Origin of the sequence: Salinicola sp. CPA57, from assembly GCF_003206035.1 — a bacterium.
In the GTDB taxonomy this organism is placed as follows: domain Bacteria; phylum Pseudomonadota; class Gammaproteobacteria; order Pseudomonadales; family Halomonadaceae; genus Salinicola; species Salinicola socius.
In genome coordinates this window covers 35115-51110 of record NZ_PZJR01000016.1, presented here as the reverse complement: position 1 = coordinate 51110, position 15996 = coordinate 35115, and the positions used below count along the sequence as shown (strand labels likewise).

Sequence of the window (15996 nt, the reverse complement as noted above, 5' to 3'; positions counted from 1 at the left end):
CTCGATGCCGAACCCATGCCAGCAAGCCCTTGTTATACTAGGCTCCTACTTTTTCGACCATGAGCTCTCCGCCATGCCCTCAGGTTGGCCGCGCACGTTCCTTCGCTATCTGGTGATCGCCATTGCGGCTTTCGTGGGGTTGTCGATACTCTTCGTGCTGATCTTCCGCTTCGTGCCGGTGTTCGGCTCGATGGTGATGGTGGAGCGCAAGGTAAGTTCCTGGTTCCACGGAGACAACCTGACCATCGAACAGCAGTGGGAACCGTGGTCCCGACTCTCCGACAATGCCAAGGTGGCGGTGATGGCGGGGGAGGACCAGCGCTTCCCCGATCACTGGGGCTTCGATGTGGCGCAGATCAAGCGCTCGATCACGAGCTGGTCGGACGGAGGCGACTTGCGTGGCGCCAGCACCCTGAGCCAGCAGACCGCCCGGAATCTCTTTCTCTGGACGGGACGCAGCTGGATTCGCAAGGGGCTGGAAGCGTGGTTCACGCTGCTGCTCGAGGCGCTATGGCCGAAGCAGCGAATTCTCGAGGTCTATCTCAACATTGCCGAGTGGGATACCGGCGTGTTCGGACTGGAAGCCGCAGCGCAGCACTATTTCGGCACCTCGGCTGCCAATCTCAGCGTCTCTCAGGCCAGCCGGCTCGCGGCGATACTGCCCAATCCGCGGGGCTGGAGTGCTTCTCGGCCTTCCGCGCACGTTCAGCAGCGGGCGGCATGGATTCAACGCCAGATGCGTAACCTCGGCGGTACCGACTTTCTTCAGCGGCTCGATTGATTCCCGCGGCCTGCTCAACCATCCGTCCAATCGGCCAGCACCGCGTCGCGTTTCTCCAGCAGGTGGCGCTCCATGAGTGCGCCGAGCGCAGATCCATCACGAGTTTCCAGCGCGGCCATCATCTCGCGGTGTTCTTCCACCGCTCTGCGCCACTTCGCCTCCGAGCGATTGGAGGAGAGCCGCAGGGGATGAAGGCGCCGGTTGAGCGATAGATAGATCTGGCGCAAGGCATCGTTGCGGGCCGCACGGTTGATCAGATCGTGAATGCGCTGATTGGCGTGGTAGTAAGCTGGCAGATCATGGCGCTGCCAATGACCCAGCATCGCCTCGTGGGCTTCGCGAATCGCCGTCAGTTCCCCCGCCGTGATTCTGAGACACGCCAGCTCTCCGGAAAAACGCTCCAGTGCGCTCATCAACTCGAAGGTATCGTGAATTTCCTGGCGCGTCATGCGGGTCACGAAGGTGCCGTAGTTGGGCGAGATCGTCACCAGCTTCTCGGCTGCCAGCACACGCAGCGCCTCTCTGAGTGGCGTACGCGACACCGCCAGCCGATCGGCCAGCTCGCGCTCGTTGATGCGCTCGCCCGGTTTTAGATCACCTTCGGTAATCAGGTCGTGCAGCCGCTCCACGATCTTGTCGTGAAGCGCAGCGCGTTGGATGCGCATCGGACGCGCGGCCGTCTCGAGCGTGGTGCCATCGTCATTGAATGTCTGCATGCATTGAACCCTGGCCAGGCTTTCCTTCTTTCTATCGCAAGCGTTCGGTGCTGGCTACTCTCGGCTGAAGCCCTCGAGACCAGTCACTGAGCACTTACTCCTCTCGAACACCAGTCCGCGCATCTCGTTCTGCGACTTATGTCGAGGTGTGTCGGCGTTCGATTATTGGGCATATTGCGTAATGAATGCAAAAAACCAATTGAGTGACAAAAATCCGGTAAGTGCTAAAACGATGTGAGGCGGTTCCCGCTTCACTCTTGGAGATGCCGCCATGCTCAAGCTCGACCAACACCCCTCCGGCCGTCATTTTCTGCAGATACCCGGGCCTTCGCCGGTGCCGGATCGCATTCTGCGGGCCATGAGCCTGCCGACCATCGATCACCGAGGACCCGAGTTCAGCGAGTTGGGTCTGAAGGTCATCGGTGGCATTCAGAAGATCTTCAAGACCGAACATCCGGTGATCATCTATCCGGCATCGGGCACCGGCGCCTGGGAAGCGGCGCTCTCCAATACCTTGAGCCCGGGTGACGCGGTATTGATGTTCGAGACCGGCCACTTCGCCTCGCTGTGGAAGCAGATGGCGCTGCGCCTCGGGCTCGAGCCGGAATTCCTGTCACTGCCAGCGTCGCAGAGCTGGCGCTACGGGGTACGGCCGCAGCTCATCGAAGAGCGTCTCCGCCGTGATGGCGAACATCGGATCAAGGCGGTATGCGTCGTGCATAACGAGACTTCGACCGGCGTCACCAGCGACATCGCCGCCGTGCGCCGGGCCATCGATGCGGCCGGTCATCCGGCGCTGCTGGTGGTCGATACCATTTCGGGGCTGGCCAGTGCCGACTATCGCCACGACGAGTGGGGCGTCGATGTCACCGTTTCCGGCTCGCAGAAAGGGTTGATGCTGCCGCCGGGCATCAGTTTCAACGCGCTATCGCCCAAGGCGATCGAAGCCAGCCAGCGCTCCCTCATGCCCAAGAGTTTCTGGGCGTGGGACGAGATTCTCGCCGGCAACACCAACGGCTACTGGCCCTACACGCCGAGCACCAATCTGCTCTACGGTCTCAACGAGGCGCTGGACATGCTGCTGGAGGAGGGGCTGGATCAGGTCTTCGCCCGCCACGAGCGCTGGGGCGAAGGCGTCCGGCGCGCGGTCAATGCCTGGGGGCTGGAAATCCAGTGCCAGGAGCCCGCGCTCTACTCGCCGGTGCTGACGGGCGTGGTGATGCCGGAAGGGATCGACGCCGACGAGGTTCGTCGGACCATCTACGACCGGTTCGATCTGTCGCTGGGCACCGGCCTCGGCAAGGCCAAGGGGCGGATGTTCCGCATCGGCCATCTCGGCGACTGCAACGACCTGACCCTGATCGCCACGCTCGGCGGCTGCGAAGCCGGGCTCAAGCTCTGCGGGGTCGAGCTGTTCGGCAGCGGGCTGCAGGTCGCGCTGGAATTCTTCGCCGACAATCCGGCGCCCGGCACGCCGGCGGCCCGCAAGCTGGCGGCGGCTGCGTCGACGGGCCCATCACAGGCCGGTGCCGTTCGCGCCTGACAGGAGATCGCGATGAGCGTGATGCCGAAAAGCCCGGTCGCAAGACGGCCCCGACAAGCCGCCATGAGCGAATTCGAGAACCGGTTGCGGCGGGAGCTGAAAGGCCAGGTGGCGTTCGACGCCGGGTCGCGCGGTCGCTACGCCACCGATGCGTCGATCTACCAGATCATGCCGTTGGGTGTCGTGGTACCGAGAGACCAGCAGGATCTGTCTCTGGCGCTGGATATCGCTCGCGACAATGGCGCGCCGGTGCTGCCGAGAGGCGGCGGCACCAGCCAGTGCGGGCAGACCGTCAACGAAGCGCTGGTGATCGACACCAGCCGCTGGCTGACCGGCATCGGCGAACTCGATGTCGAGGCACGCACCGTCACGGTCGAGCCCGGGGTGGTGCTCGATCATCTCAACGCCTGGCTCAAGCCCCATGGACTCTGGTTTCCCGTGGACGTTTCCACCTCGGCGCAGTGCACGCTCGGCGGCATGGCGGGCAACAACTCCTGCGGTTCGCGCTCGATCCGCTACGGCAACATGGTTCACAACGTGCTGGGGCTCGAAGCGACGCTGGCAGACGGTCGCGAGGCATATTTCGGCTGGTTCGACGAGATCGGGCCGGCATCGCCCCTGGCCGAACTGGCGACGGCGGTGAAGGCGATTGCCCGGCGAGAAGCGGCAGCCATTCGCGAACACTACCCGCAGGTGCTGCGGCGGGTCGGCGGCTACAACCTGGATCTGTTCGACTGCCGCAACCCGATTCCTTATGACCCCGAGGGGCGTGCCAATTTCGCGCATCTGCTGATCGGTTCCGAGGGGACGCTGGCTTTCACTCGCCGGCTGACGCTGAAGCTGTCGCCGCTGCCGATCCACAAGGTGCTCGGCGTGGTCAACTTCCCGACCTTTTACCAGGCGATGGACATGACCCAGCACATCGTCGAGCTGGGACCCGCGGCGGTGGAACTGGTCGATCGCACCATGATCGAGCTGGCGCTGGAGAATCCGGCCTTCCGACCGACGGTGGAAAAGTCGCTGATCGGGCGTCCGGATGCGCTGCTGCTGGTGGAGTTCGCAGGGGAGGATCTCGATTCGCAACTGCGTCAGCTCGCACAGCTTAGGATGCTGATGGGCGATCTCGGTCTGCCGGATAGCGTGGTCGGGCTGACCGCCGGCGTGGAGCAGTCGGCGCTGTGGAACGTGCGCAAGGCCGGGCTCAACATCATGATGAGCATGAAAGGCGACGGTAAACCCGTCTCCTTCATCGAGGATTGCGCGGTACCGCTCGAGCATCTCGCCAAGTACACCGACCAGCTCACCGAGGTCTTCCATCGCCACGGCACCGAGGGCACCTGGTACGCCCATGCCAGTGTCGGCACGCTGCACGTGCGCCCGATTCTCGACATGCGCCGCGATGGCGCCGCCAAGATGCGCGCCATTGCCGAGGAAGCGTCCGCGCTGGTTCGTCGCTACAAGGGGGCCTATTCCGGCGAGCATGGAGACGGCATCTGTCGTGGCGAATGGGTCGCGTGGCAGTTCGGTGCGGAGCTCAATGCGGCCTTTGGCGAGATCAAACGGCTGTTCGATCCGGATAATCGCTTCAACCCCAACAAGATCGTCGACACGCCGAAGATGGACGACGCGCGGCTGTTCCGCTTCCCCGCCGATCACCAGATCATTCCCGTTGCCACCGAGCTCGACTGGTCGGCCTGGGATGTCACCCGCGATCCGCTGAGCGGCGACCTGGGCGTACCGGGTAGCGGCGGCGACCCGGCCCAGGGTCTCGCCAAGGCCGTGGAGATGTGCAACAACAACGGCCACTGCCGCAAGTTCGATGCCGGTACCATGTGCCCCAGCTACCGGATCAGCCGCGACGAGCGTCATCTCACCCGCGGTCGCGCCAATACGCTGCGTCTGGTGCTGGCGGGCCAGATCGGCGATCGGGGGCTGGCCAGCGACGAGGTGGCTGACGCGCTGGATCTGTGCGTCTCCTGCAAGGGCTGCAAGCGCGACTGCCCGACCGGCGTCGACATGGCCAAGTTCAAGATCGAGGCGCGGGCTGCGCGGGTCAAGGAACAGGGTCTGAGCTGGCGCGACAAGCTGGTGTCCGAGCTGCCGCGTTACGCGCCCTGGATGCGACATGTGGGCAAGCTCGCCGCGCGCCTCGAACGGGTCTCCTGGCTGGGCGGGCGCGGCAAACGCTGGCTGGGCTTCGCCGAGTCGCGCTCGTTACCGGTCTTCAATGGGGATTATCTACGGAGCTCGCGAGGCGAAGTGGACAAGAGACCATCGGTTCAGGCGCCGCTCCCCGCCGGTGAAGTGCTGCTGTTCGTCGATACTTTCAATAACTACTTCGAGGGCCACAACGCGGCGGCGGCGCGGCGCGTGCTGGAAGCCGCCGGTTATCGAGTTCATCTCAACGTCCGCGGAAGTGAACGGCCGCTCTGTTGCGGACGAACCTATCTGGCCGCGGGTCGCGTCGATCGGGCCAAGGAAGAAGCACGCCGCACCCTCGAGACCCTGATGCCCTACGTCGAACGCGGCGTCAAGATCGTCGGGCTCGAGCCCTCGTGCCTGCTCACGCTGCGCGACGAGTTTATGCACTATGGTTTTGGTGATGAGGGGACGCGGCTGGCGGAGGCCGCCATGCTGTTCGAGGAGTTCCTGGTAGCAGAAAAGCAGGCGGGGCGGCTGAACCTGGAACTCGAGCCGTTGACGGTCGGTCGAGCCAAGGTTCACGGTCACTGCCACCAGAAAGCCTTCGATGCCTTCACGCCGGTGATGACCGTGCTGAACTGGATTCCCGAACTCGACGTCGAGGCGATCGTCTCTTCGTGCTGCGGCATGGCGGGCAGCTTCGGCTACGAAGTCGAACACATCGATGCCTCGCGACAGATGGCGGAACTGTCGCTGTTGCCGGCGATACGTGAAGCGGGCGAGGACGCCTGGATCGTGGCCGATGGCACCAGCTGCCGCCATCAGATTCTCGATGGGGCCGGACGCGAAGCGCTGCACGTGGCAAGAGTGCTGGAGACGGCGTTGAGCCGTCGCAAGACCTGAGACATTGGTCTTGCGACGCAGCGCCTGCCAGAGCATGGGTTTTTACCCTCGATAGCGTCGCCTGGGGAACGCTGCATGAATGCCTGCGCGAGCGAGTCGCTTCGTTGCGTGGCACGCGAAAACTCGCCTGACTTCATGTTATGTCTCGTTCCATGCGCCTCGCGCTTCCTCTCGCTCGTCGATCTATCCAGCGCTTCCCTAGCGACTACCAGGGCCTGGCGAAGAACACCGCCGGGCCTTTTCGTTGACGGCAGCTCGCTGTCCGAGAATGGATTTTCGACCGTGTGCTGGCTAACCTTTACCTCGTGAACGCCTGAACAGGCGTCGTCGCGACGGTTGGCTATCGGTGCCATCGCGCCGCCATCGCTCGCCACAACAACCACAGATCAAAAGCGAACGAACTCATGGAAAATCTTCAATTCTGGGATTTTGCGGTGATCGCGGCCTATTTCGTGATCGTCACTTTTATCGGCTACAAGACCGCTCGGGGAAAGACGACGCCGGAAGAGCTGTTCCTGGCGGGAAGAAGCCTGGGCCCGATGGCGATCGGGTTCTCGCTGTTCGCCTCCAATATCTCCTCCGATACTTTGATCGGCCTGCCGGGCGCCGCCTATCAGCACGGGATCTCCGCGGCCAACTACGAGTGGATGGCCGGCGTGGTGCTGATGTTCACGGCCATCTTCGTGCTGCCGGTGTTGATGCGGGCGCGCGTGACGACCATGCCGGAGCTGATGGAGCGACGCTTCGATTCACGGCTGCGCAAGTATCTTTCCGTCATCACGCTGTTTTTGTCGATCATTCTCGATACCGCGGGCACGCTCTACGCCGGCGGCCTGATCGTGACGACTTTCATCCCCGGCACCAATCTGTGGGAAGTCTGTGCGCTGCTGGCATTGTTCACCAGCATCTACACGGCCTTTGGCGGGCTCCGTGCCGTGGTCTACACCGATGTGATGCAGGCCTGCGTACTGATCGGCGGTTCGGCGGCGATGACCTGGATCATCTTCGGCCATTTCGACTACAGCTGGTCGACGGTCAAGGAGGCGGTCAGTCCCGAGAAGCTGTCGCTGATCCGGCCGCTGGACGATCCCAGCGTGCCGTGGCTGGGGTTGATCACCGGGGTGCCGATCGTCGGCTTCTACTACTGGAGCATGAATCAGTATGTCGTCCAGCGTTTGCTCGGGGCACGCGATATTCAGGCCGCCGGTCGCGCCTCGGTGTTCGCGGCAGCGTTGAAGTTGTTGCCGATCTTCATCATGACGATTCCGGGCGCCATGGTGATCCCGCTGCTGCCGGGGCTCGAGCATCCCGATCAGGTCTACCCGAAAATGGTCCAGGAATTCACCCCGACCGGGCTCACCGGCTTGATCCTGGCTGGTCTGATCGCAGCGCTGATGTCGACGCTATCCTCGACGCTCAACTCTTCGGCGACGCTGCTGACGCTGGATTTCATCAAGCCGGCCAGGCCGAGTCTGAGCGATGCCCAACTGGCCAGATGGGGACGGATCTGCACGTTCATCCTGGCGGCGATCGCGGCATCCTGGGGGCCGATGATCCAGTACTTTTCCGGCCTCTGGGCCTATCTCCAGCAGGTGTTCGCGTTCGTTGCCTCGCCATTGGTGGCGACCTTCCTGATGGGGCTGTGGATCAAGTCGCTGGGCTCGTCGGCGGCATTGCGCGGCCTGGCCAGCGGCCATGCGCTCAGTGCGGTGCTGTTCGTGCTGGTTGAGACTGGCGTGCTGCCGATCCACTTCACCATCATCGGCGGTATCCTGTTCGCGGCGACGGCGCTATTCACCGGGTTCTGGAAGGTTCGGCTGGGCGCCGACGATCGGCCGGACGACGAGGATGCGCGGATCGCGGTCATCGCCAAAGAGGGATTGGAGCGGGTTCCCCGTGATGTCATGATCGGCATCGCCATCGTGTCGGCGCTCACCGCGATCATCGTCTATCTGCTGCGATGAGCGAGCCGCTCTCATTTCAAGGCTGTTTCATACAAGGATCTGTCATGGATACCCTTCGTCTCGCGATCGTGGGTTACGGCAAGATCGCCCGCGATCAGCATCATCCTGCCATCGACGACAATGCGCGTTATCGATTGACCGCCGTCTCCAGCCGTAACGCCTCCGTGGCCGACGTTGCGAATTTCGAAAGTCTCGAGGCGCTGCTCGAGCAGGGCCCCGAGATCGACGCCGTGTCGCTATGCACCCCCGCTGGCGTTCGCACCGCGCAGGCGCGTCTGGCCATGGCAAGCGGCAAGCACGTGATGCTCGAGAAGCCGCCCGGAGCCACTCTGGCGGAAATCGAAACCCTGCGGGAAGACGCCGAGCGCCATGGTGTCACGCTGTTCGCGTCATGGCATTCCCGTCACGCCCACTGTGTCGATTCGGCACGGCAGTGGCTGGCGACGCGCCAGATCCGGCGTGTCGATATCGAATGGAAGGAGGACGTGCGCGTCTGGCATCCGGGGCAGGCCTGGATCTGGCAGCCGGGCGGCATGGGGGTGTTCGATCCGGGTATCAACGCGCTATCGATCGTGACCGAGATCCTGCCGCGTCCGTTCCACCTGACCGATGCCCAGCTGCAGGTGCCCGGCAACTGCCAGACGCCGATCGCGGCATCGCTGGATTTCGTCGACGGCGAAAACGTGCCGATTCATGCCGAGTTCGATTTTCGTCAGCAGGGCACGCCGCCGATCTGGAACATTCACGTCGAGACCGACGAAGGGCGCTTGACCCTGGAAGCGGGCGGCAGCCGGTTGCTGATCGACGGCGAGCTACGCGAAGAAGGTCCCGATGCGGAGTACGCCGGCCTCTACGAACGCTTTGCCACGCTGATCGCCGAGGGTCGTTCCGACGTCGATGTCAGCCCGTTCCGGCACGTGGCCGACGCCCTGATGCTGGGGCACCGGCACACCGTCGAGGACTTCGTCGAATAGAGGAGAGCTTCGAGCGAGCGCCGGTTTCGTACAAAGCCTAGCCGGTCATCGCCTGTGGCAGATACAACACGATCTCCGGGAACGCCCGCATCAGCACGATCGCGAACAGCATCAGCAGGAAGAAGGGCAACGTGGCCTTGGCGATGGTGAAGATGTTCTTGCCGGTCAGCCCCTGGATCACGAACAGATTGAAGCCCACCGGTGGCGTGATCTGCGAGATCTCCACCACGATCACCAGGTAGATGCCGAACCAGATCGGGTCGATGCCGGCGGCGTTGATCAGCGGCATGATGATCGAGGTCACCAGCAGAATCAGCGAGATCCCGTCGAGGAAGCAGCCCAGCACCAGCAGGAACAGCGTCAACATCACCAGCAGCACGTTGGGCGATAGCCCCATGGCGGCGATGGCGCTGGCCAGCTGCGTCGGCAGTTGGGTGAAGCTCATTGCCGACGACAAAAACGACGCGCCGGCGATGATGAAGGCGATCATGCACGAGGTACGCAGTCCGGCGAACATCGACTCCAGGAAGATCGACTTGTCGAAGTGGCCATTGAAGCGGGCGATCACCATCGACAGCACCACTCCGACGGCCGCTGCCTCGGTGGGCGAGGCGACGCCGCCGTAGATGCTGCCGAGAATGCCGCCGATCAGTACCAGCAGCGGAATCAGCCGCCAGCTGTTTCTGACCTTGTCGAGAAACGGCATCGGCGTCTCGGCATGACCTGCGCCGCCATTCCTGCCGGCGGTCAGTGACCAGATCACCAGGTAGATCATGAACAGCGCCAGCAGCAGCAGGCCGGGGCCGACGCCCGCCATGAACAGGCGCGAGATCGACTGCTCGGTGACCACGCCATAGACGATCATCATGATTGACGGCGGGATCAGCAGGCCCAGGGTGGAGGCGCTGGCCAGCGTGCCGATCGCCAGCGTCTCGTCGTAGCCGCGCCGCTCGAGTTCGGGCAGCGTCATCTTGCCGACCGTGGCGCAGGTCGCGGCAGAGGAGCCGCAGACGGCCGCGAACAGTCCGCTGCCGATGATGTTGGAGTGCAGCAGCCGACCGGGCAGACGGTTGAGCCAGGGCGACAGCGCGCGGAACATGTTGTCGGCAAGCCCGGAGCGAAACAGGATCTCGCCCATCCACACGAACATCGGCAGGGCGGTCAGGTCCCAGCCATAGCTGGCGCCCCAGAAATCGGAGGCAAGAATGGGGCCGACCTCGAAGCTCGTGAAACCGGTCAGCGCGATCCAGCCGGTGCCGAGCAGGGCGAAGGCGATCCATACGCCGCCGCCGAGCAGAATCGCCAGGGTAAAAAGCGTTGCAAGACTGAGCGTGAGCACGAGTCGAATCCTCGGTTCAGGGAAGCACCGTATAAATGTCTGCGCGGGCGAAGTGCTGCGTTCCGCGGTGCTGGAAGACTCGCCTAACCCCATGTTATGTCTAGTCTTCTGCGCTCCGTGCGCCTTGCTCTTCATCCCGCTCGCCGATTTATTCAGCGCTTCCTCGCTGGTTGTGGGAGCGAAAAGTTACTCGCCGCCGAAGCTGTCTTTATCGCCAGGGTCGTTGTTGTCGCCGGGGGCCACGTAGCGCGACGGCGCCGTGACGGCCTGTCTCAGCGTGTTCGAAAGGGCTTCCAGAATGGCCAGACACAGCAGTGCGAGGCCGACGACCAGGACGGTCTGTGGAATCCACAGCGGAATCGCCATCAGCCCCGAGGAGACGTCGCCGTAATCGAGGCTTTCGCGAATCAGCCCGATCATCTCCCAACTGAGCAGGGCGCTGAGCGCCAAGGCGATCGCCAGGCACGCCACTTCGCACCAGGCTCTGACCGCCGCCGGCAGTCGGGCGATGACCAGCGTGACGCGAATATGGGCGTAGTGGGTGAAGGTGTAGGCGAGGCTCAGGAAGGTGGCGCCGACCAGCAGATAGGAGGCGATCTCCGAGACGCCGCTGATCTCGTAGCCGAGACGACTGGCGCCGCCCATTACCAGCACGGCGTCGAGACAGCGCAGCAGTACCTGAAACGTGACCAGGCCGCAGATCGCCAGCATGCAGGCCGCGGCACCCCAGGCACCGAGCCGGTAGAGCGGATTCAGTTTGAAGGTCATGACGGAAACTCACCGGGTGTGAGTGAAGTGAAGTCTACGGCGTACGAGGCCCGCGACGAGGCGGGCCGTTACACCAAACGTTATTGGCTCTGCTGGGCTTGACGTTCGCGGTAGCGATCGACCAGTTGCTGAGCTTGATCGCCGGCGCGCGCCTGCCAGTCGTCGAACAGCTTCTGTCCGGCGGCTTTCAGCTGCTGCTGGAGGGCATCGCTGGGCTCGCTCACGGTGATCCCGTGGGATTCCAGAGCCTTGGCGCTTTCTGCGCTGTCTTCCTTGCTCATCTGCCAGCCGCGCTGCTCGGCCTTGGCCGCGGCATCGAGGACCGCTTTCTGGGTGGCGTCGTCGAGGCGGTCGAAAGCGCGCTTGTTGACGAAGACGATGTTCTTCGGCAACCACAGGTTGGCATCGCTGTAGTTCGACACGTAATCCCATGCCGACATCGACTTGCCGGTGGAAACCGAGGTGATCATGGCGTCGACGCGGCCGGTGCTGAACGCCGTGGGGATATCGGCTTCTTCGGTCTGGGTCGGGATGCCGCCCAGGTTCTCGACGAAGCGCTGGGTGTTGATGTTCGGTGCACGAACGCGCAGGCCCGCGAACTGGGAGGCATCGGTCAGCTCGAAGTCCGTGTAGATGCCCTGCGCCGGCCACGGCACGGCGTACAGCGGCATCAGCCCCTCCTTGGCGAAGAGTTCGCTGATGATCGGCTTGGAGGCCTGCCACAGATCGTAGGCGTCGGCATAGCTGCCGGCCAGGCCGGGCAGGGTGTCGACTTCGTAGATCGGCGACTCGTTGGAGAGCGTGGAGAGGAATATCTCGCCAGCCTGGACGGTGCCGCGGCGCACCGATGGCTTGATCTCGGCGTGGCTGATCAGCGAGCCGCCGCTGTGCACGGTGATGGTCAGCTCGCCATCGGTCGCTTCGCCGACATCCTTGGCGAACTGCTTGGTGTTCTGGGTGTGAAAGCTGGCATCGCCGTAGGGAGAGGCAAGATTCCACTGGTCGGCGAGTGCCGGTGTCGCGACGGTGAGCGAGCTCGCCATGGCGATCGTCAGCAGAGATATCGCGGATGTGCGCATCATTGGGTTCCGTTTGTTATTGATAGGGTCTTCATTCACGCCGCTTGTTATTGAACGGGGGCGTGATCGAGATATCGGACTCTTGCATTCTTCAAGTCGGTCGGCGACGGCGTCAAATCGTTAATTCTTATCCGCACTATCGGGCCAGGCTTTCACTTCCCCGTGGGGTTCGTCATCGAGATGGCGTTGGGCATAGCGAGCGGCACAGTCCTGCGCGAGCTGGGTGACGCCCCGGCAGAAGCTGGGATAGCTGCTGCTGCGCCAGATCGCGTCGTAGAACATTGCCGGTAGCGGCGTAGGCAATACCAGCCGCAACAGCTCGCCGCGTTCGCAGGCGTCCGATACCGTGGAAACGGGGAGCGAGCCGACACCCACGCCGTCGATCGTCATTCGGGCGATGGTCATCAGCGTCGTGGCGCAGTGGATCTTCGGATCCTCGATCCCCAGCTCGGCCAGATAGGTCACGAGCTCGCCGTAAGGGCGTGCCAGCTTGCTGAACGAGACGAACGGAAGACGGGACAGCGCAGCCGTGCCGCCGTGATGCAGACGCGCGGCGTGCTGCGGCGCCACGAACAGACCCATCTCGTAGGTCGCCAGCGGCAGCTGCGTCACCGATAGCCCCGGTGCGACGCCGTCCATGGCGAAGATCATGTCGAGATCGTTATCCGCCAGACGCTGGTGAAGGAACGGCGAGATATCGACGGTGAGCTCGATGGTCAGCTGTGGATGCCGCTCGGCCAGTTGTGTCAGAAAAGTGCTGAACCAGCTGTGGGCGATGGTCTCGATCACGCCAAGCCGTAGCGTGCCGGAAAAATCCTCCTGGTTCTGAAACAGCTGCAGCGCCTCCTCCCGACTGTCCAGCAGGCGTTCGGCGTGGGCGTAGAACTCGCGACCGCGCAGCGTGGGCTGCACCGGCCGCGCGCTGCGGTCGAGCAGCGATTCACCGACCGCGGCTTCGAGACGGGTAATACGATCGGAGATGGAGGGCTGGGTCAGGTGCAGCCGCGCTGCCACCTTGCGGAACGACCCCAGCCTGACGACCCAGACGAAGGCTTCGAGCTCCTTGAAATCGAACATCGGTGTCTCGTTATGTATTCGAAAGGGGATGGCCGATTCTTCGGCCCGATGCCGGGAACGTCAACTCTTCATATTGCGCCGTTTGGGGACGCCATGATCGGGATGAAAGATTGCGCCGATACTGCGCATCGTGAAAAACGATTGGACCCTGTCGCTGACGGTTTCTTACAGTGCCTTCAGGCTTGGCTGCGGCACGCCTTTCCACGACCACGATACGAGCTACGACCACGATACGAGCAACAACAACGATACGAGGTAATGCGAATGCGCGTGCCCCTGCTCAACTGCGACATGGGTGAGAGTTTCGGCAACTGGGCGCTGGGTCTCGACGATCAGGCGATGCCTTTCGTCGATTGTGCCAATATCGCCTGCGGCTTTCACGCTTCCGACCCCGATGTGATGCGCAAGACCGTGGCGATGGCGGCTGCCAACGGGGTGCGTATCGGCGCGCACCCCGGCTATCCCGATCTGATGGGGTTCGGCCGTCGTTCGATGGCCTGCTCGGCGCAGGAGGTCGAAAACCTGATGCTCTATCAGATCGGCGCGCTGGAAGCGTTCTGCCGCGCCGAAGGGACCCGAATCAGCTACGTCAAGCCCCACGGCGCGCTCTACAACGACATGGCCAGCGACTTCGACCTGTTGCGTGCGGCAATGCAGGCGGTGGTCAGATACGATCGCAACCTGCCGCTGCTGGTGATGTCGACCGCCAATCCCGAGCCGGTGCGCGAGCTCGCCGCGGCAATGGGCGTGACACTCTGGTTCGAGACCTTCGCCGATCGTGCCTACGACGCCAAGGGCCACCTGATGTCGCGGCGTCTACCGGGGGCGGTGCACCACGATCGCGGTGCCATCGTCGATCAGGCCGTAGCCCTGGCCAAGGGCGAGCCGCTGACCGCGAGTGACGGCAGCAAGCTGCATCTCCCCGCGGATACGCTCTGCGTTCACGGTGACAACGCCGAGTCGGTGGCGGCGGTCAAGGCCATTCGCGAAGCCTTTCAGCAGTTGAGCGACGCATGAGCCAGTCACTATCTCCCCGGCTCGAAACGGTGGGCATGGACGCGCTGATGGTGAGGTTGTTCGACGCCATCGACGAGGCGCACATGCCGTGGATACTGGCGGCCGATACCGCGCTGCGTGAGCGCCTCGGCGAGGCCATGATCGACCTGGTGCCATCCTATACCACGCTGCTGGTGCATTACGACGTCTCCCGGCTGTCCCAGATCGAGGCCAGGAAGCTGATTCAGGACGCCTTGCGTGGCTTGAAGCCGGCGTCGAACCAGGCCGGTCGGGAGCACCGTATTCCGGTGTGGTACGACGACAGCGTCGGTCCGGAGCTCTCCCGCATTGCCGAGCGCCTGGGTGTCGATACGGATGACGTCGCGCGTCGGCATGCCGGCCGCGATTACTGCGCCTTCGCGCTCGGTTTTGCCCCCGGCTATGCCTTCATGGGTCTGGTCGAGGAAGCGTTGGCGACGCCGCGATTGAAAACGCCTCGTCAGCGAGTTCCCGCCGGCAGCGTCGGCATTGCCGAGCGTCAGACCGCCATCTATCCGATGCGCTCGCCGGGCGGCTGGAACATCCTCGGTCGTACCGCCGTCAAGCTGTTCGATCGCGAGCGCGACGAGATCAGCCTGTTCCGCCCCGGCGATCGCGTGCGTTTCGAGCCGATCAGTCGCGAAGCCTTTATCGAACAGGGCGGCGATACCACGCCGCTGGAGGAGCGCTGATGGCGACGCGGACGAGTACGCAGAACGCGATGCAAACCAGGCCGGCGTCACTCGTCGTCGAGCGCACGGGGCCACTGGCCCTGGTCGAGGACGCGGGCCGCTTCGGCTGCCGCCACCTGGGGGTGACGCAGGGCGGCGCGCTGGACTGGATATCGTTGGGCTGGGCCAACTGGCTTCTGGGCAATGCGCCCGATGCTGCCGGCATCGAGATCGCCATCGGCGGCCTGGCGCTGAAAGCGGAGCAGACGATTCGGCTGGCCATCGCGGGTGCCGATCTGGGCGCCACGCGGGACGGCGAGCCGCTGGATGCCAACGTCAGCTTCACGCTCGAACAGGGTCAGGTGCTCGCTTTCGATCAGCCGAGGGCGGGCCTGCGTGCCTATCTGGCACTGCCGGGCGGGATCGACGCCGAGCCCTTCATGGGTAGCCTGTCGACGGTGGCCCGCGAGCAACTGGGCGGGCTCGATGGCCGTGGCGGGATGCTCCAGGTCGGTGATCGACTGTCGGCCGCCGGCCATGCCGGAGAGATTCGTGACATGCCTTCGGTGCCGCCCATGCCGCGGGACGAGGTCGTGCTGGCGCTGGTAACCGGCGCGCAGATCGCGCATTTCGAGGGTGCCAGTCTGTTCGCCGCCTTCAATCAGGGCTGGCAGGTGGATAGCCGCGCCGACCGGATGGGCGTTCGGCTGACAGGTCCGGCGCTGCGGTGTCAGTTGGGCGGAATGATATCGGAAGGCATTCCGCTCGGTGCCGTTCAGGTTCCGCCGGACGGGCAGCCGATCATCCTGCTGAACGATCGCCAGACCATCGGCGGCTACCCGAGGCTGGGTGCGCTGTCGCCGATCGCCTGCGCCCAACTGGGTCAGTGCGCCTCCGGCACCACGATCAGGCTCTCGCCGGTGACGCCCCATCAGGCACGAACGCGCTACCTGCGCCAGCTCGCGCTGTGGCGTTAGCCGCTGGCCAGCGCAAGCCGGTTCGGC

13 protein-coding genes are annotated in these 15996 nt (G+C 63.7%); 8 read left to right on the top strand and 5 right to left on the bottom strand.

Annotated elements, in window-relative coordinates; translation table 11 throughout:
• Positions 1-73: 73 nt before the first annotated feature.
• Complete coding sequence (mtgA, locus tag DOM36_RS16935) at positions 74-781, top strand: monofunctional biosynthetic peptidoglycan transglycosylase (protein ID WP_075571168.1); 708 nt, start codon at positions 74-76, stop codon at positions 779-781.
• Positions 782-795: 14 nt separating this feature from the next.
• Here the strand turns inward: mtgA and DOM36_RS16930 are convergent, their stop codons facing one another.
• A complete protein-coding gene (locus DOM36_RS16930) occupies positions 796-1497 on the bottom strand; it encodes a GntR family transcriptional regulator (protein WP_110643785.1) in 702 nt (233 codons plus the stop codon).
• A 271-nt stretch (positions 1498-1768) separates the two neighbouring features.
• On the opposite strand from DOM36_RS16930, the gene DOM36_RS16925 reads away from it, so the two are divergent.
• The 4 genes from DOM36_RS16925 (at position 1769) to DOM36_RS16905 (ending at position 9023) form a co-directional block, all read left to right on the top strand.
• Positions 1769-3040, top strand: coding sequence for an aminotransferase class V-fold PLP-dependent enzyme (locus tag DOM36_RS16925; RefSeq protein ID WP_110643784.1), 1272 nt, complete (start codon positions 1769-1771; stop codon positions 3038-3040).
• Positions 3041-3103: 63 nt separating this feature from the next.
• Positions 3104-6085, top strand: coding sequence for an FAD-binding and (Fe-S)-binding domain-containing protein (locus DOM36_RS16920; protein ID WP_232823900.1), 2982 nt, complete (start codon positions 3104-3106; stop codon positions 6083-6085).
• A 404-nt stretch (positions 6086-6489) separates the two neighbouring features.
• Positions 6490-8049, top strand: coding sequence for a sodium/solute symporter (locus tag DOM36_RS16910; RefSeq protein ID WP_075571566.1), 1560 nt, complete (start codon positions 6490-6492; stop codon positions 8047-8049).
• Positions 8050-8093: 44 nt separating this feature from the next.
• Positions 8094-9023: a Gfo/Idh/MocA family oxidoreductase gene (locus DOM36_RS16905; protein ID WP_075571567.1), complete on the top strand. Its 930-nt coding sequence runs from the start codon at positions 8094-8096 to the stop codon at positions 9021-9023.
• Positions 9024-9060: 37 nt separating this feature from the next.
• Here DOM36_RS16905 and DOM36_RS16900 read toward each other — a convergent pair whose 3' ends face one another.
• From DOM36_RS16900 to DOM36_RS16885, 4 genes are all read right to left on the bottom strand, one after another.
• Positions 9061-10362 (bottom strand): TRAP transporter large permease subunit, encoded by a 1302-nt coding sequence (locus DOM36_RS16900; protein ID WP_075571568.1) that lies wholly within the window; start codon positions 10360-10362, stop codon positions 9061-9063.
• Between the two features lie 186 nt (positions 10363-10548).
• Positions 10549-11130, bottom strand: coding sequence for a TRAP transporter small permease (locus DOM36_RS16895; protein ID WP_110643782.1), 582 nt, complete (start codon positions 11128-11130; stop codon positions 10549-10551).
• A gap of 80 nt (positions 11131-11210) precedes the next feature.
• Positions 11211-12209, bottom strand: coding sequence for a TRAP transporter substrate-binding protein (locus DOM36_RS16890; protein ID WP_110643858.1), 999 nt, complete (start codon positions 12207-12209; stop codon positions 11211-11213).
• 120 nt (positions 12210-12329) lie between these two features.
• The gene (locus DOM36_RS16885) at positions 12330-13286 is read right to left on the bottom strand and encodes a LysR family transcriptional regulator (RefSeq protein WP_075571570.1); all 957 of its coding nucleotides are present in this window, start codon (positions 13284-13286) and stop codon (positions 12330-12332) included.
• Between the two features lie 264 nt (positions 13287-13550).
• On the opposite strand from DOM36_RS16885, the gene DOM36_RS16880 reads away from it, so the two are divergent.
• Genes DOM36_RS16880 through DOM36_RS16870 form a run of 3 tightly spaced genes read left to right on the top strand, consistent with a single transcriptional unit; the run spans position 13551 to position 15969 of the window.
• Complete coding sequence (locus DOM36_RS16880; RefSeq protein ID WP_075571593.1) at positions 13551-14303, top strand: 5-oxoprolinase subunit PxpA; 753 nt, start codon at positions 13551-13553, stop codon at positions 14301-14303.
• Complete coding sequence (gene pxpB, locus DOM36_RS16875; RefSeq protein WP_075571571.1) at positions 14300-15013, top strand: 5-oxoprolinase subunit PxpB; 714 nt, start codon at positions 14300-14302, stop codon at positions 15011-15013. The genes DOM36_RS16880 and pxpB overlap by 4 nt, the downstream gene beginning before the upstream one ends.
• A complete protein-coding gene (locus DOM36_RS16870) occupies positions 15013-15969 on the top strand; it encodes a biotin-dependent carboxyltransferase family protein (protein ID WP_232823899.1) in 957 nt (318 codons plus the stop codon). The genes pxpB and DOM36_RS16870 overlap by 1 nt, the downstream gene beginning before the upstream one ends.
• Positions 15970-15996 lie beyond the last annotated feature (27 nt).